At 30.9% G+C, this 17174-nt stretch carries 14 protein-coding genes; 9 read left to right on the top strand and 5 right to left on the bottom strand.

Annotated elements, in window-relative coordinates:
* Positions 1-14: 14 nt before the first annotated feature.
* From E0E45_RS13290 to E0E45_RS13280, 3 genes are read right to left on the bottom strand one after another with little or no spacing between them, the layout of a single operon-like run.
* The gene (locus tag E0E45_RS13290) at positions 15-437 is read right to left on the bottom strand and encodes a DUF2000 domain-containing protein (RefSeq protein ID WP_130891613.1); all 423 of its coding nucleotides are present in this window, start codon (positions 435-437) and stop codon (positions 15-17) included.
* Positions 430-1335: a DMT family transporter gene (locus E0E45_RS13285; protein WP_130891612.1), complete on the bottom strand. Its 906-nt coding sequence runs from the start codon at positions 1333-1335 to the stop codon at positions 430-432. Before E0E45_RS13285 ends, E0E45_RS13290 begins: the two co-directional genes overlap by 8 nt.
* Positions 1328-2173 (bottom strand): AraC family transcriptional regulator, encoded by an 846-nt coding sequence (locus E0E45_RS13280; RefSeq protein WP_130891611.1) that lies wholly within the window; start codon positions 2171-2173, stop codon positions 1328-1330. Before E0E45_RS13280 ends, E0E45_RS13285 begins: the two co-directional genes overlap by 8 nt.
* Before the next feature lie 420 nt (positions 2174-2593).
* Between E0E45_RS13280 and E0E45_RS13275 the strand changes: the two genes are divergently transcribed.
* Complete coding sequence (locus tag E0E45_RS13275; RefSeq protein ID WP_130891610.1) at positions 2594-5377, top strand: autotransporter domain-containing protein; 2784 nt, start codon at positions 2594-2596, stop codon at positions 5375-5377.
* A gap of 92 nt (positions 5378-5469) precedes the next feature.
* On the opposite strand, the gene E0E45_RS13270 is transcribed toward E0E45_RS13275, so the two are convergent.
* A complete protein-coding gene (locus tag E0E45_RS13270; protein WP_197730059.1) occupies positions 5470-5616 on the bottom strand; it encodes a hypothetical protein in 147 nt (48 codons plus the stop codon).
* A gap of 136 nt (positions 5617-5752) precedes the next feature.
* On the bottom strand, positions 5753-8059 hold the full coding sequence (locus tag E0E45_RS13265; RefSeq protein WP_130891609.1) for a patatin-like phospholipase family protein: 2307 nt from the start codon (positions 8057-8059) through the stop codon (positions 5753-5755).
* A 164-nt stretch (positions 8060-8223) separates the two neighbouring features.
* Between E0E45_RS13265 and E0E45_RS13260 the strand changes: the two genes are divergently transcribed.
* The 8 genes from E0E45_RS13260 to E0E45_RS13225 all read left to right on the top strand — a co-directional run bounded on the left by E0E45_RS13260 (position 8224) and on the right by E0E45_RS13225 (position 17093).
* A complete protein-coding gene (locus tag E0E45_RS13260) occupies positions 8224-10131 on the top strand; it encodes an ABC-F family ATP-binding cassette domain-containing protein (RefSeq protein ID WP_130891608.1) in 1908 nt (635 codons plus the stop codon).
* 137 nt (positions 10132-10268) lie between these two features.
* Positions 10269-10637: a 30S ribosomal protein S12 gene (gene rpsL, locus E0E45_RS13255; RefSeq protein ID WP_005948786.1), complete on the top strand. Its 369-nt coding sequence runs from the start codon at positions 10269-10271 to the stop codon at positions 10635-10637.
* A 24-nt stretch (positions 10638-10661) separates the two neighbouring features.
* Positions 10662-11132, top strand: coding sequence for a 30S ribosomal protein S7 (gene rpsG, locus E0E45_RS13250; protein WP_130891607.1), 471 nt, complete (start codon positions 10662-10664; stop codon positions 11130-11132).
* Between the two features lie 58 nt (positions 11133-11190).
* A complete protein-coding gene (gene fusA, locus E0E45_RS13245) occupies positions 11191-13272 on the top strand; it encodes an elongation factor G (RefSeq protein ID WP_130891606.1) in 2082 nt (693 codons plus the stop codon).
* 92 nt (positions 13273-13364) lie between these two features.
* Positions 13365-14549, top strand: coding sequence for an elongation factor Tu (gene tuf / locus E0E45_RS13240; protein ID WP_096401451.1), 1185 nt, complete (start codon positions 13365-13367; stop codon positions 14547-14549).
* Between the two features lie 85 nt (positions 14550-14634).
* Positions 14635-15228: a hypothetical protein gene (locus E0E45_RS13235; RefSeq protein WP_130891605.1), complete on the top strand. Its 594-nt coding sequence runs from the start codon at positions 14635-14637 to the stop codon at positions 15226-15228.
* Positions 15229-15312: 84 nt separating this feature from the next.
* Entirely contained in the window at positions 15313-16131 is an 819-nt protein-coding gene (locus tag E0E45_RS13230; RefSeq protein WP_130891604.1) for a transketolase, read from the top strand.
* A gap of 32 nt (positions 16132-16163) precedes the next feature.
* The gene (locus E0E45_RS13225; protein WP_130891603.1) at positions 16164-17093 is read left to right on the top strand and encodes a transketolase family protein; all 930 of its coding nucleotides are present in this window, start codon (positions 16164-16166) and stop codon (positions 17091-17093) included.
* Positions 17094-17174 lie beyond the last annotated feature (81 nt).

The following is a 17174-nucleotide window of genomic DNA, read 5'->3' as shown; positions in this document are numbered from 1 at the left end:
AAAGCAGTCTTTTTTTAACGAAGGAGTGGGATACTCCCTGTGAGTTTATTTATTTTTTTCTTATTTCCACAAAGAGCTATTCCAAAATAATTCATATCTTTTTCATGAACTTTAGAAAGCTTTTCTTCAAATTCATCATAAGTCTTACAACTTTGTGCAACATCAGAAAAGTCCACTGTAATGATATCTTCAAAGTCAGAAGTATAGAGTTTTTCTCTCAATTCACGTATCATATTTTTATTTCCTTTTAATATAGGAACGGGAATTTTAATTATACCTAGATGATTTTTGTTATTATCATCTTGGACATCTTTTCCTATTAATTCAGGAATATGCTTTCCAAGGGTAATACCAAGAATAGAAGATGTATTTGCAATTATTCCTAAGGGAAGTTCTTCATCTACAATTATTACACATTTACTGTTTTCATCATTCATTTTTTTCTCCTTTTTTCAAACTAAGTCTATTTTCTGAAATAAATAATCCAGCCAGTGTGAGAAAAGTTCCAAACATAGCAACAGGAGTTATTTTTTCTTTGAGTATAAAAGCTGAAAAAGCTACTGTTATAACTGGAACAGCATAGATATATACACTTGTTTTCAGTACTCCTAAAAGCTTTAGAGAAAGATTCCAGGTAACAAAGCATACAGCAGAAGCTCCAAATCCCAAGAACAATATATTAAATAGGACAAGAGGATTTCTAAACCTTTCCATTCCTAAACGAAAATCAAAAAAGAAAAGAGCAGGAAGCATAAATATCAGTCCATAGAAAAAAATTCTTCTTGTTACCTGAATTGTATTGTACTGGTAATCACTTATTTTTTTGGTAACTATAGAATAAACAGACCATGTAGCTGCTGCTAATACAGCAAGAATATCTCCAATAGGATTAAGTTTTAAAACAGTACTTCCATTAAAACTGATAAGAGCTACTCCTGAAATAGAAACAAAAAATCCAAGAAAGAAAGTTAGTTTTAACTTTTCCTGTTTTAAAAAAAAGTGAGTAAGTATCCCTGTAATAAAAGGAGATATAGAAACAATAACTCCTATATTAGAGGCAAAGGAATAAGTTAAAGCTATATTTTCAAAAAGAAAATATAGTGTAACTCCACATAATCCAGCCAACATAAATAATTTTTCCTGTTTTTTATCTGTAAGAACCAGCTTGTGAGGATATATAAGGAGTAATGCAATAAATCCTAGAGTGAAACGAAAAAATAATATTTCAATAGGCGTAAAGTGTGCAAGAAGAACCTTTGTAGAAATAAAAGTAGTTCCCCATATAAGTACTGTAAGAATAGCAGAAATATGCCCTAAAGTGTTTTTGTTATTCATTTGTTTCCTCCAGAGATTTGTTTTTATTAATAAAAATATTTTGATATTGCTTAGGTGTTAGGCCTATGAACTTTTTAAAGAAATTACTGAAATGACTCTGATCACTAAATCCAGTGAGAAAAGCAGTTTCTGCTGGAGAGACTCCTTTTTCAAGAAAGTTTTTGGCTTTTTCTATTCTTACCGTTTCAAGATAGCCATAAGGTGTAATACCAGTTTCTTTAGTAAAAGAACGAAGTAGATGGTATTTACTAAAATCTGTAAGAGAAGTAAGTGTATCAAGTGAAATATTTTTATCAAAATTTTTTTCTAAAAATTCACATACTCTTTTTATATTTTCACTTTGTTTTACAGAATAATTATTTTCAAAAGGTATAGAATGATATTTTACTAAATATTCCAGAATAAGTATAAAAATTTCTTCTTTTCGGAATTCTCTTGATTTTTTTGTTATCAAGGAATGAAGCTCTTTTATTAAAGATGATAAATAAAGATTAGTAATAACTGTTGGAGAAAAATTGATTTTTTCTTTTATTTCTGTAATATTTATTATATTTTTTTCCATGATTTCTTCAGATACATTAAGGCATCTATAATCAAGAGGAAGTTCATTTATCTGCTCACAGGTATGGACATCATAGGGATTAAAAATTGTAATATCACCACTTCCAACTATGTATTCTTTATTAAGACAAGAAAGTTTTCTTTCTCCTTTTTCAATAAAACCAATCACAAAGTGTTTATGAAAGTGATTTGGAAATTTTTGCATTACTCCCTTAAAACTATATGCCTCTATATTCAATTCATTATCAAATATGACAGTTCTACTTTCTTTTTTCATAATATCCTCCTGTGTGTTAGGAATATTTTAACATAAGTTTGAATTTTTTTCTTGTAAGATATTGCTTATTGCAATAAAAATATTTTATTTGTAACAATAATGCCATAAAAAAGAGGTATAAAATTATTATAAAATCTTTTCCCAATATTAATCAAGATTACACATTTAACAAAAAAACTTTTAACAGACTTGTAGTTTGTTGGAAGTTTTTTTATTTTTTGAAATTAAATAAAAAATATAAAATTATATTTTTAATATAATTATTAAAAACTTTCTGTATGGTTAGATATTTTTAACTTAAATTGTGATTTTTTAATTTTAAAAAGTTGACATTTTTAAAAAATAAAGTAATTTTTTAAAAAGGAAAAATGTTAATTTTTTGAATGTCCAAATTGAGGATAAAAATGCAGGAGGTAAGAAATGAAGAGAAATATTAAGACTAAATATTCATATATATTTATAATTTTGTCTATTTTACTTAGTAGTTGTGGAAGCAGTGGTGGAGGATCATCATCAGAGAATAATAACAGTAATATTATTATTCCCCCAGAAGTTGAAATGAATTTTAAAAAATCTGATACAATAGTAGGAGTGATAGATACATCTTTCTCATATTTTGATGAATTTAAAGATCCTTCAGGTAACTATAGGATATTCATTGACAATAATTTTGGTGCTGATCCACAGAAAAAATTAAACAATACATATACTCATGGAGAACTGGTATCTCTTCTCATAGGAGGAAATAAAATAGGTGTAAGTGATGGAATAAAAATTTATGCTATTCCTGCTTATTTAGCTGAAGGAGGGCAAATAAAATTTCAGGCAAGTATGTATGAGAAAATGTACAAGAACGGAGTAAGAATATTCAGCCAATCCTTTGGAAATCCTTCTTATGGAATAACCAAAGAAAATTATCCTGTGGGATCTGGAATTGTTGATTTTTATGTAAATAGAGCAGCAACTGATTCCTTATTTATTTTTGCAGCTGGAAATACAGGAGATTTTAATCCAACAGCAGAGGCTCTTTTACCAAAGTTTTATCCTAAAGCTGAAAAAGGTTGGCTGGCAGTTGTTGGATTAGATCCATCAACTGGAAAGATTCATAGAGAATCCAGCAGAGCTGGAGATGCAATGAATTGGACTATTACTGCTAGTTTTGTGGCTAACGCAGATAAAGAGTACAATGGAGTAATCTATAATACTACAGCATTTGGAACTTCTTTTTCAGCTCCTGTGATAGCAGGGGCAGCAGGAGCTATACAACTTAAATATCCATGGATGTCTAGAGATATTATCAAACAATCTTTGCTAACTACAGCAACGGATTTAGGAGCTGCTGGGGTAGATAATATTTATGGTTGGGGGTATCTTAATTTAGAAAAGGCTTTGAAAGGGCCTGCCAGTTTTGATAAAAGACTTACATTTGACAATGAAGGAAATCATGTAGATAATGTAATTATTGACATGGAAGGATATCCAACTTCTTCAGAAAACATTGAAAATTATACTTTTTCAAATGACATATCTGGAGATGCTGGTATAATAAAAAAAGGTACTGGAACTCTGTGGTTTACTGGAAATAATATATATGAAGGAGAAACAACAGTACAAGAAGGAACTCTTGTTGTGACAAATCATTTAGACTCAAATGTAATTTTAGAGAATACTGGAACATTAAGAGCTGTTGGATTAATATCTCCTTTGGGGATAACTGAGAGAGAAGTATCTATAAATGGAGATATAAAAAATAATTCTACTTCATCAGAGGGTCTCAGTGTGTCCTATGGAGGGTTGAAAATTAATGGAAATTATACAGGAAGCAGCAACAGTTCAATTAGTATAGATATTACTTCTGCTCTGGAAGTTGCAGGAATTTTTGATAATGGAAATGGGAAAATAAATGTAACTTATGGAGCCAAAAGTATTCCTGCCTCCAATGTGTATATTACAAAAGATATTATTACTGCTGGATTAATTCAAAATGTTGTTTCTGAAAACATAAACACAGCTCCAATTAATAACTATTTTAACTTTCAGAATATAGTAATAACAAATAATAAAATAAGTTTAGATTATAAAAGAAATTCTACAGAATATGTGGCAAAATCTTTAGGAATGACATCTTTCTCAGCTATAAATACAGCTATGAATTTAGAAAATTCTTTTGTATCAGCTGGGAATAATGATTCTTTTTTAAAAGCAGCTTCTGGAATATTAGCTACACCTAATGCTCTTCTTCCAAGAACTATAGATTCATTATCAGCTGAAATATATGCTTCTTCACAGAATCTTATATTTAAACAGTTAAAAGAAATGAACAGAGATCTTTCTAATAGAATGGCACTTATTTCTGATGATGAAAACAAAAATATGGCTGGAATTTGGTTTAATGGAATAGGAGCAAAGGGAAAACTTTATCAGAGTGGATATGCTGAGGCAGATACAAAATTATATGGGGGACAAGTAGGAATAGATAAATATTTCACTGAAAAACTTCTCCTTGGAACTGTTATTTTTGCTTCAAAAGCTGAAGCTGATTTTGATAAATATGCTGGTAAAGCTGAAAATACAAATATTATGTTATCTGGATATGGATTATATGAATTTAATAAAAAAGGATTGTATACTTTAGGAAGAGCTGGAATAGGGTATACAGAGAGTGATATTGAAAGAGATATCTGGATAAATAATGACAATCTTCATTTAAAAACAGATCATAATAGTGTTATCTATTCTCTATATGGAGAATTTGGATATAAATTCCCTGTGAATGAAAAAATAAAATTAAATCCTTTTGCTGGCTTAATGTATGATCATGTAAGAAGAGGAAGCTTCAAAGAAGATTCCAGTAGTATATATGGTATTGAAGCTGACAGAAAAAATTATAAACAATTTTCTGGAGTAGCTGGAATAAGAGGAGAAATTAAATTTGATAAAGTAAAAGTCTATGGAGGTGTTACTCAGGTAGTTTCTTTTTCAGAAGATAAACTTGATTTCAAAGCCAGATATGTAGGGGATACAACTGGTAATGAATATAATATAACAGGAATAAAACTAAATAAAAATACTACATGGATAAATTTAGGAGCAGAAGTAAAAATAAGTGAGCAGACATCAATAAATGCTTCTTATGATATTTCTATAGAAAGATCAAAAATTTCTGATAATATGATCTCAATAGGATATAAGTTTAAGTTTTAAAAATTATTTATTTTTTAATTTAGAAGAACAAGAAGTTTAGAAAATAAATTAAATATATGAATGTAATAAAAAAGGAGGTATATACCTCCTTTTTAAACTATAAATGATTTTGATTTTCTTACTTCTTTTTTAGATAGTTTTGAAATAAGCCCTACAACCCTTTCAACTAGAAAAGCAACAATAAATGTTTCTTCTCTTATTCCATAGATGCTTTCTAAAAATATAAAAGATAATAACACTACTGCTACAGCTATGAGATTGAAACTTATTTTTATATTATGAAATTCAAATGCTGATTTCTTTTACAATAAACAAAAACTCTTACACATTTTTCAACTTTATTATCCCTTTGATCTATTTAAAATTTTAATTTATTTAGAATGTATATCCCATATATACTTCAAATAATGGGGAAGAAGAATCCAAATCATTAGACAGCATTAGAGAAATAGGACCAAGGAATGTATCCCAACCAATACCTCCACCATAACCATGATATCTTCTATCACCAATTTCATAAGATTTTTGGAAAGATAATCCATCAGATGAATAAGTCATCATATTATATTTTCCTATAAGATAAAATGTATCTGTAAGTCTGTATTGAACCCCACCACGAATCATATAAAATTCATCAGTATATCTTCCCATCATAGGGAGACCTATAAATGAAAATGTCAAATCATTATCTCTTAATCCACCTAATTTAAATAGGCTACTATTAGGAATATTTTCACCTGCTGTTTTTCCTCCAGATATTCCTAAATTCATAGAGAACCTTTCAGTTACAGGAAGATAGAAATCAGTAGAAAACATAAAACCATTATAATTTATATCTTTACTTGCTACACCTTGAGTGTTAAAACCATCAAAACGCAGAACATTTCCTTTTGATGGAAAATTCTTTTTATTAAGAGTGTCAATATAAAGATACATACCAGTAGAAACAGTTTGATAACTTTCATGGAAATCTCTGTATGCTCTGCTTCCGCTGGAATATTTATTGTCAGTATCTTGATATCCTAGAGTTAATCCTGTAACAACATTATTAGATATTGCAGTACCAAGTGACAAAGTAGTTTTGAAAGTATTTGAATCATATGTTGAAACTTTATTTCCATCATTAAAGATAAATAATGGGTCTACTTCATAACCTATACTTGCAGCAGTTAAAATTTTAATTCTTCCTAGTTCATAAAATGAAAGATTATTAAGAGCTATTTTAGGATAGCTTGATGCCTCTGCTTTTACAGTATAGTTTCTAGTCCATAATCCAAAGTTTGGTATAGTGGCAGAAATATTCATAGAACCACCATAATTAGAAGCATAATTAAGTGAAGCATTGATATTTATTCCATCTTTTTCTTTTACTTTAAATATAATAGTATCTCCATCTACTTCATAAAAAGCTCTCTCTATATAGCTTACTGAATAAACTCTTTTTGTCCAGTCATTTAAATCTGCTCTGGTGAACTGGTTGCCATTGACATTTGGCATAAGATTTTTAACTTTTTCTTCAGTAAGAATTTGATTTCCAACAAGTTTTATATTTTTTATCAATATAGGTTTTTCTTTAAGACTTTTTTCTTTTATTTCTTTAAATTCCTTTGGATAACTTAAATTTTCTAAAATATACCCATATTTTTCAGCAGCTTTTTCACCCTCATCAACAAGTGCTGAAAGATTGCTGAAATCTATTGTATCATGATCTTTTACATCTGGAACTATTAAAATATCAGCTAGCCTTTTATGTAAATCAACTTTTCTATTTCCATTATATGTAGCAAGTTTGTCTAAAATAGTTATAAGATTAGATTTTTCATTTATTTTAGAGGCTTCAGCTGAAATATCAACAGCTATAATTATATCAGCTCCTAATGAAAGAGCTACATCTATAGGAAAGTTATTAACAACTCCTCCATCTACATAAAATTTTCCATTGTCTTCTATGGGCTCAAGAAAACTAGGTATAGCCATACTTTTAAAAGTGGCAAGTGCAAGATCTCCATCTCTTATAATTACTTCTTTTCCAGTTTGTAAATCAGTAGTGATAGCTCTGTACTGAATAGGAAGATCGTTAAAATTTTTAATATTTTCAGCTCTGTTAAATATCTCTTTTAATTGCAAATAAATATTCTCTCCATTTAAAAATCCCATAGGGAATGACAACTTAAGATTTTTATCTATACTGACAGTAAAAGGATATTTATCATTTTCTATTTTATCTTCTATATTTTTTAGATTTCTATCTTTTGAATTTGTAAGAAGTGAAGTAAACTTTAGGTTAAGTATAGTTTTTTCTATTTCATCAGGAGAGTAGCCAATAGAGTACATTCCTCCCACTATACTACCAACACTTGTTCCTATTATTATATCCACAGGAATCTGATATTTTTCAAGAACTTTAAGAACTCCAACATGGGCAGCTCCTTTTGCACCTCCACCACTTAGGACAAGGGCTATTTTTGGTCTGCCTTCAGAAACAGGAATTTTTTTTGTAACATCAGTATCTGTACTTTCTATTTTTTCTTTTAAAAGCTCTAAATGAGCCTGCTGCATTTTTAATTCTTCTATTGCTTTATTGATGGCATCCACTTTATAAGCTTTAGACTGAACTCCATCAGAAAATGAGAAAGAAAACATCAGAATAAAGAAGTGGAGAATCAAAATTTTTTTTATCATAAGTAATGCATCTCCCTAAGTAAAGTTATTAACATATAATTTTATCATAAAATTATGAAAGGAGTAAGAAAAACTTTTGTAAATACTTTGACCTTTACAATAAATCTGGAATGTGTTAAGATTTTAGATGGAAAATATTAGGAAGAAATTAGGAGAGATAAGAAATGGCACTTCTGCAGGTAAATAATTTATTTATGGGATTTACAGGGGAAACTTTGTTTAAAAATATAAGCTTTTCAATAGATGAGAAGGATAAAATAGGAATGATAGGGGTAAATGGAGCAGGGAAAAGTACCCTTATTAAAATACTTTTGGGATTAGAATATGATGAAGTTGACCCTGAAACAAATCAAAGGGGAACAATATCAAAAAAAGGTGGATTAAAAATAGGATACCTTTCACAGCAGCCTAATCTTAATCATGATAATACTGTCTTTGAAGAATTAATGACAGTTTTTTCTAATGTGCAGAATGATTATCATAGAATACAGGAATTAAATATCATATTGGCAGAAAATCTTGATGACTTTGATAAAACTATGGAAGAATTAGGTACTGTAACAGTAAGATATGAGCAAAATGAAGGATATGCAATAGAATATAAAGTAAAACAGATATTGAATGGACTTAGTCTGGCAGAATCTTTATGGAGTTCCAAAATAAGTGATTTGTCTGGAGGACAGCTTTCAAGAGTGGCATTAGGAAAGATTCTTTTGGAAGAACCTGAACTTTTGATACTTGACGAACCTACCAATCATTTGGATTTAAATGCTATTGAGTGGCTTGAAAAAATATTAAAAGATTATAAAAAAGCTTTTATCCTTATTTCACATGATGTTTATTTTTTAGATAATGTAGTGAACAGAATATTTGAAATAGAAGGGAAAACTTTAAAAACATATAATGGAAATTATACAGATTTCACTATTCAAAAAGAGGCTTATTTATCAGGAGCTGTAAAAGCTTTTGATAAAGAACAGGATAAACTCAGAAAAATGGAGGAGTTTATCAGAAGATACAAAGCAGGAGTAAAATCAAAACAAGCAAGAGGTAGAGAAAAGATACTTAACAGAATGGATAAAATGGAAAATCCTGTTATTACAACAAAAAAAATAAAACTTAAATTTGAAACTGATACTACAAGCGTAGATTTAGTACTAAGAATAAAAGACTTAGCAAAATCTTTTGATGGAAAAGAAATATTCTCTAATTTAAATTTGGATATATACAGAGGAGACAGAGTAGGAGTAATTGGAAAAAATGGTGTGGGAAAATCTACTTTATTGAAAATAATAAATGGTATGGAAAAACAGAGTAAAGGAGATTTTAAAATAGGAGATAGAGTAAAAATTGGATATTATGACCAAAATCATCAGGGGTTGGATCCCAAAAAAACTGTCTTAGAAGAACTAATGTATCATTTTGTATTAAGTGAAGAAGAAGCAAGAAATATATGTGGAGGTTTTCTTTTTACAGAAGATGATGTATATAAAGAAATATCTAGTTTGAGTGGGGGAGAAAAGGCAAGAGTGGCATTCATGAAACTCATGTTGGAAAAACCTAATTTTTTGATATTGGATGAACCTACTAACCACTTGGATATATATTCAAGGGAGATTTTGTCTGAATCTCTTGAAGATTACACAGGAACAATATTAGTAGTATCACATGATAGAAATTTTTTAGATTGTGTTGTTAATAATATATATGAAGTAAAAAAAGATGGAGCAGAACTTTTTAAAGGAGATTATAATTCTTATTTAAATCAAAGAGAAGAAGTAAAAGAAAAAGACATTAAGGCCTCTCTCAACTTTGAAGAACAAAAAAGAAATAAAAATAGAATGTCATCTCTTGAGAAAAAAATAATAAAAGCTGAATCAGATGTGGAAAAACTTGAAGAAAAAAAATCTGCTAAAGAAGAAGAGTATAATAAAGCAGGAATAGAAAATAATGTAGATAAGCTTATGGAAATACAAAAAGAACTAGAAGAATTAGATATGGAGATACTTTCTTTGATGGAAGAATGGGAAGAGTTAGAAAATGAATTAAAAACTTTAAAAAATACTTTCTAAATTTGATAAAGTATGATATAATTGTAAAGATTTATAAATATAACCTTAGCTTTATATTGACTTTTTGAAACAAAGTGATTATAATATTTAAGTTATAATATATAAAATTATTTTAAAATAATAGGAAGGAGGGTAAAATGCCTACTTTAAGTCAATTAGTAAAAAATGGAAGAGACACTTTACTAGAAAAGAAAAAATCACCAGCATTACAAGGAAACCCACAAAGAAGAGGAGTTTGTGTGAGAGTTTATACAACTACACCTAAAAAACCAAACTCAGCTTTAAGAAAGGTTGCCAGAGTAAAATTAACTAATGGAATCGAAGTTACTTGCTACATTCCAGGAGAAGGGCACAATTTACAAGAACACTCAATCGTACTTGTAAGAGGTGGAAGAACAAAAGACTTACCAGGGGTTAGATACAAAGTTATCAGAGGAGCTTTGGATACAGCTGGAGTTGCAAAAAGAAAACAATCAAGATCTAAATACGGAGCTAAAAAAGCGTAATTATAGGGAGGTGAACAGTTAAAAATGTCAAGAAGAAGAGCAGCAGTAAAAAGAGATGTACTACCTGATTCTAGATACTCAGATAAAGTAGTTACTAAAGTTATCAATTCAATTATGTTAGATGGAAAAAAAGCTATCGCTGAAGGAATATTCTACTCAGCTATGGATTTAATAAAAGAGAAAACTGGTCAAGAGGGGTATGATATATTTAAACAAGCATTAGATAATATTAAACCTCAAATCGAAGTTAGATCAAGAAGAATCGGAGGAGCTACATACCAAGTTCCAGTTGAAGTAAGAGTTGAAAGACAACAAACTTTAGCAATCAGATGGTTAACACTTTATACAAGACAAAGAAAAGAATATGGTATGATCGAAAAATTAGCAGCAGAACTAATCGCAGCAGCTAATAATGATGGAGCAACTATAAAGAAAAAAGAAGATACTTATAAAATGGCAGAAGCAAACAGAGCTTTCGCACATTACAAGATCTAATTTTTTTATAGATGGTAGAGATTAACTTTATTCATTTTTTTTGAGGAGGAAATACTTAATGGCTAGGAAAGTTTCTTTAGATATGACTAGAAACGTTGGAATTATGGCTCATATCGACGCAGGAAAAACTACTACTACTGAAAGAATTCTATTCTATACAGGAGTAGAGCATAAGCTAGGAGAAGTTCATGAAGGTGGAGCTACAATGGACTGGATGGAACAAGAGCAAGAAAGAGGTATTACTATCACTTCTGCTGCAACAACTTGTTTCTGGAGAGAACATAGGGTAAATATAATAGACACACCAGGACACGTGGACTTTACAGTTGAGGTTGAAAGATCTCTAAGAGTTCTAGATGGAGCAGTTGCAGTATTCTCAGCAGTTGATGGGGTACAGCCTCAATCAGAAACTGTATGGAGACAAGCTGATAAATATCAAGTACCAAGAATTGCATTCTTTAACAAGATGGATAGAATCGGTGCTGACTTCAGCATGTGTGTTGGAGATATTAAAGATAAATTAGGATCAAATCCTGTACCTATTCAATTACCAATTGGTGCAGAAGATTACTTTGAAGGAGTAATTGATCTAATCACTATGAAAGAAATTATCTGGCCTATTGATTCAGATAATGGACAAAAATTTGAAGTAAGAGAAATCAGAGCAGAATTAGCTGATAAAGCTGAAGATGCAAGACAATTCATGTTAGAATCAGTTGTTGAAACAAGTGATGACTTAATGGAAAAATTCTTTGGTGGAGAAGAAATCACTGAAGAAGAAATTAAAGGGGCTCTTAGAAAAGCAACTATTGCTAATATGATAGTTCCAGTAACTTGTGGAACAGCATTCAAAAATAAAGGAATACAATCATTACTTGATGCTATTGTTGATTATATGCCAGCACCTACAGACGTTGCAATGGTAAAAGGAACTGATATGAAAGACTCTTCTATTGAAATAGAAAGAGAAATGTCAGATGACGCTCCATTTGCAGCTCTAGCATTTAAAGTTATGACAGATCCATTTGTTGGAAAATTAACATTCTTCAGAGTATACTCTGGTATTGTAGAAAAAGGAACTTATGTTCTTAACTCTACAAAAGGTAAAAAAGAAAGAATGGGAAGAATCCTTCAAATGCATGCTAATAAAAGAGAGGAAATTGAAGCAGTTTACTGTGGAGATATCGCAGCAGCAGTAGGATTGAAAGAAACTACAACTGGAGATACTCTTTGTGCAGAAAATGCTCCAATAGTTCTTGAAAAAATGGAATTCCCAGATCCAGTTATCTCAGTTGCTGTTGAACCAAAAACAAAAGCTGACCAAGAGAAAATGGGAATCGCTTTATCAAAACTTGCTGAGGAAGATCCTACTTTCAAAGTTAAGTCTGATGAAGAAACTGGACAAACAATAATTTCAGGAATGGGAGAACTTCACCTTGAAATCATTGTTGACAGAATGAAAAGAGAATTCAAAGTTGAATCTACAGTAGGAAAACCACAAGTTGCTTACAGAGAAACAATTCTTGGAACTACAGATCATGAAGTTAAATATGCAAAACAATCTGGAGGTAAAGGACAATACGGACACGTTAAAATTATCCTTGAGCCAAATCCAGGTAAAGGTTTTGAATTTGTTAACAAAATCACTGGAGGAGTTATTCCTAGAGAATATATTCCAGCAGTAGAAAAAGGAAGCAGAGAGGCTCTAGAAAGTGGAGTTGTAGCTGGATATCCAGTTGTTGATGTAAAAGTAACTCTTTATGATGGATCATACCATGAGGTTGACTCATCAGAAATGGCATTCAAACTTGCAGGATCAATGGCTGTTAAACAAGCTGCTGCTAAATCTAATCCAATAATCCTTGAACCAGTATTCAAAGTAGAAGTAACTACTCCAGAAGAATACATGGGAGATATTATAGGAGACCTTAACTCAAGAAGAGGAATGATAGGTGGAATGACAGACAGAAATGGTGCAAAAATCATTGATGCTAAAGTTCCATTATCTGAAATGTTTGGATATGCTACTGACTTAAGATCTAAATCTCAAGGAAGAGCAACTTACTCTATGGAATTTGCTGAATACATTCAAGTACCAGCTTCTATCCAAAAAGGAATTCAAGAAGAAAGAGGAAAATAGTCTTTCTTGCATATAGTAACTTTATAAAGGGTTGGTACTATTAAGTACCAACCATAAAAAATAAAAATATAAAAATTAGGAGGAGAATTTAAATGGCTAAAGCAAAATTCGAAAGAAGCAAACCCCATGTAAACATTGGAACAATTGGACACGTTGACCACGGAAAAACAACTACAACAGCAGCTATTTCTAAAGTTTTATCAGACTTAGGACTAGCTCAAAAAGTTGATTTTGATAAAATCGACGTAGCTCCAGAAGAAAGAGAAAGAGGAATCACAATCAACACAGCTCACATTGAGTATGAAACAGAAAAAAGACACTACGCACACGTTGACTGTCCAGGACATGCTGACTATGTAAAAAACATGATCACAGGAGCAGCTCAAATGGATGGAGCTATTCTAGTTGTATCAGCAGCAGATGGACCTATGCCACAAACAAGAGAGCACATCCTACTATCAAGACAGGTTGGAGTTCCATATATCGTAGTATATTTAAATAAAGCAGATATGGTAGACGATCCAGAATTACTAGAACTAGTAGAAATGGAAGTAAGAGAATTACTAACAGAGTATGGATTCCCAGGAGATGACATTCCAGTAATAACAGGATCATCACTAGGAGCATTAAATGGAGAACAAAAATGGGTAGATCAAATAATGGCGCTAATGAACGCAGTAGATGAGTATATTCCAACTCCAGAAAGAGCAGTAGATCAACCATTCTTGATGCCAATAGAAGACGTGTTCACAATAACAGGAAGAGGAACAGTTGTAACAGGAAGAGTAGAAAGAGGAATAGTAAAAGTAGGAGAAGAATTAGAAATAATAGGAATCAAACCTACAGCAAAGACAACATGTACAGGAGTAGAAATGTTTAGAAAACTACTTGATCAAGGTCAAGCAGGAGATAACATAGGAGCTCTATTAAGAGGAACTAAAAAAGAAGATGTAGAAAGAGGACAAGTACTAGCAAAACCAGGATCAATCCTACCACATACAGGATTTAGATCAGAAGTATATGTATTGACAAAAGAAGAGGGAGGAAGACATACACCATTCTTCTCAGGATACAGACCACAATTCTACTTCAGAACTACAGATATAACAGGAGCAGTAACATTACCAGAAGGAGTAGAAATGGTAATGCCAGGAGATAACATAGAAATGAGAGTAGAATTAATCCACCCAATCGCAATGGAAACAGGATTAAGATTCGCAATCAGAGAAGGTGGAAGAACAGTAGCTTCTGGTGTAGTTGCTGAAATTACTAAATAGTAATATTTAAAGTAATTAACCTTACATAAAAGGCAGAAGGAGCAGATATTTTCTGCTCCTTTTTTTTCAAAACAAGGGAGAAAAAATGGATTTTCTGATAAAATTTTTTGATAAAGTAAGCTTTGCAGGAATAATAGTTTCTTTTACAGCTTATTTTTTAGGAATAAGATTTCCTGACTGGGATTTTAAATTTAATTTGAAACACAGGAGTATTCTTACACACAGTCCTTTAATTCTTCTTATATTAATAAGATTTTATGAGAGAGATAGTAATGATACTTTTAGATATTTTCTTATAGGTTTTGCACTGGCATTATCTCTTCATTTTATTTTTGATTTGTATCCAAAAGGCTGGGGAGGAGGAGCTCTTCTTAAAATACCAGTTATAGGGATAAGCTGTAATCCACAACTAACAAAGACTCTACTAATATTTTTTACAGTATTAAGCACTATTATAGCTATTGCTTATACTAAAAATAGTATGGAATTTTTGTATCTGTTTTCTTTGGGGGTATTTACTATCCTCAAAAATATGAAAAAAGAAGGGAAACTTATAAGACCTTTATTTTCCTATTCTTTTTTTCTTTTAGTCATAGGATGTATCAAATATAAAGATATATTTAAATTTTTAGAAAGCAGTATTGACTTGGTTTTAAAAAGGGTAGGTATGTTTTTTTAAGCTAAAAAAATACCTTTTCTTGACAATATTATGTATAAAATAATATAATTTAGAGAGAATATAAATATTTGAAAGGAGAAATAAATGAAAGATATCAAAACTCTAGAAGAAAAAGCTACTAGTATAAGAAAATCTATTGTAGAAATGATCTGTGAAGCAAAGTCAGGACACCCAGGAGGATCACTGTCAGCAACAGACATTTTAACAGCTCTATATTTTTCAGAGATGAATATAGATCCTGCTAATCCTAAAATGGCAGGAAGAGACAGATTTGTATTATCAAAAGGACATGCAGCACCAGCATTATATGCTACACTTGCAGAGAGAGGATATTTTGATAAGGCTATCCTAAAAACTTTAAGACAATATGGATCAATATTACAAGGACACCCTGACATGAAAAAAGTTCCAGGAGTAGAAATCTCTACTGGTTCATTAGGACAGGGATTATCAGTAGCAAATGGTATGGCATTAAATGCTAAACTTTCTGGAGAATCTTACAGAACATATATCATCCTAGGAGATGGAGAATTACAAGAAGGACAGATATGGGAAGCTGCAATGACAGCAGCACATTATAAACTTGATAATGTATGTGCATTCTTAGACTTTAATAATCTTCAAATAGATGGAAATGTAGATAAAATTATGGGTGTGGAACCTGTTGATGCAAAATGGGAAGCTTTTGGATGGAATGTTATTAGAATAGATGGACATAACTTTGAAGAAATTCTTTCTGCTTTGGATAAAGCAAAAGAGGCAAAAGGAAAACCAACTATTGTGATAGCTAAAACTGTAAAAGGTAAAGGAGTGTCTTTCATGGAAAATGTTTGTGGATTCCATGGAGTAGCACCAACTAAAGAAGAAGCTGAAAAGGCATTAGCAGAACTTAACAGTAAATAATTAATCTAAAAGAATCCAGGAGGGAAAAATAAATGAGTAAAAAAGCTACAAGACAAGCTTATGGAGAAGCTTTAGTAGAGCTTGGAAAAATAAATAAAGATATCGTAGTATTGGATGCAGATTTAACTAAATCTACAAAAACTAGTATGTTCCAAAAAGAATTTCCTGAAAGACATTTTAATGTGGGTATAGCAGAAGCTGATCTTATGGGAACAGCAGCAGGATTTGCAACTTGTGGAAAAATTCCTTTTGCTTCTACATTTGCAATGTTTGCTGCAGGGAGAGCATTTGAACAAATAAGAAATACAATAGCTTATCCTAAATTAAATGTAAAAATTGCCCCTACTCATGCTGGAATATCTGTAGGGGAAGATGGAGGCTCACACGAATCTATAGAAGATATAGCTCTAATGAGATCTATTCCAGGAATGATAGTTTTATCTCCAGCTGATGCGGTTGAAACTAAAAAAATGATATTTGCAGCAGCAGAATATGAAGGACCTGTATATATTAGAATGGGAAGATTAGATGTAGAAACAATATTTGATGAAGAAACTTATGATTTTCAAATAGGAATAGCTAATACTGTGAAAGAAGGGAATGATGTGACAATAGCAGCAACAGGTCTTATGACTTATGAAGCTATAAAAGCAGCTGATATTCTTGCACAGGAAGGTATATCAGTAAGAGTTATAAATGTAGGAACTATAAAACCTCTTGATGGAGAAACTATACTGAAAGCAGCTAAAGAAACTAAATTTATAATTACAGCGGAAGAACATTCTGTAATAGGAGGACTTGGTTCGGCAGTATCTGAATTTTTATCAGAAGTATACCCTACTAAAGTTAAAAAACTTGGTATATATGATAAATTTGGACAAAGTGGAAAAGCAAATGAACTTCTAGAAAAATATGAACTTACAGCAGCTAAATTAGTATCAATGGTTAAAGAAAACATGTAAAAATGAAAAAGCAGGCTGACCAAAAAGTTTATTGTTCTTATTAGGTCAGCCTTTAATCATAACGAAAAAATTTTTATGATG

The organism is Fusobacterium ulcerans ATCC 49185, from assembly GCF_900683735.1.
Taxonomy (GTDB): domain Bacteria; phylum Fusobacteriota; class Fusobacteriia; order Fusobacteriales; family Fusobacteriaceae; genus Fusobacterium_A; species Fusobacterium_A ulcerans_A.
Note: the sequence above shows the minus strand (reverse complement) of the source record. Positions and strands in the feature narration are given on the sequence as shown.

Coding starts and splice junctions, on each gene's coding strand:
- E0E45_RS13260 (WP_130891608.1), top strand. CDS start 8,224: ATGGCACTTCTGCAGGTAAATAATTTATTTATGGGATTTACAGGGGAA.
- E0E45_RS13290 (WP_130891613.1), bottom strand. CDS start 437: ATGAATGATGAAAACAGTAAATGTGTAATAATTGTAGATGAAGAACTT.
- tuf (WP_096401451.1), top strand. CDS start 13,365: ATGGCTAAAGCAAAATTCGAAAGAAGCAAACCCCATGTAAACATTGGA.
- E0E45_RS13235 (WP_130891605.1), top strand. CDS start 14,635: ATGGATTTTCTGATAAAATTTTTTGATAAAGTAAGCTTTGCAGGAATA.
- fusA (WP_130891606.1), top strand. CDS start 11,191: ATGGCTAGGAAAGTTTCTTTAGATATGACTAGAAACGTTGGAATTATG.
- E0E45_RS13225 (WP_130891603.1), top strand. CDS start 16,164: ATGAGTAAAAAAGCTACAAGACAAGCTTATGGAGAAGCTTTAGTAGAG.
- E0E45_RS13275 (WP_130891610.1), top strand. CDS start 2,594: ATGAAGAGAAATATTAAGACTAAATATTCATATATATTTATAATTTTG.
- rpsG (WP_130891607.1), top strand. CDS start 10,662: ATGTCAAGAAGAAGAGCAGCAGTAAAAAGAGATGTACTACCTGATTCT.
- E0E45_RS13230 (WP_130891604.1), top strand. CDS start 15,313: ATGAAAGATATCAAAACTCTAGAAGAAAAAGCTACTAGTATAAGAAAA.
- rpsL (WP_005948786.1), top strand. CDS start 10,269: ATGCCTACTTTAAGTCAATTAGTAAAAAATGGAAGAGACACTTTACTA.
- E0E45_RS13265 (WP_130891609.1), bottom strand. CDS start 8,059: ATGATAAAAAAAATTTTGATTCTCCACTTCTTTATTCTGATGTTTTCT.
- E0E45_RS13280 (WP_130891611.1), bottom strand. CDS start 2,173: ATGAAAAAAGAAAGTAGAACTGTCATATTTGATAATGAATTGAATATA.
- E0E45_RS13285 (WP_130891612.1), bottom strand. CDS start 1,335: ATGAATAACAAAAACACTTTAGGGCATATTTCTGCTATTCTTACAGTA.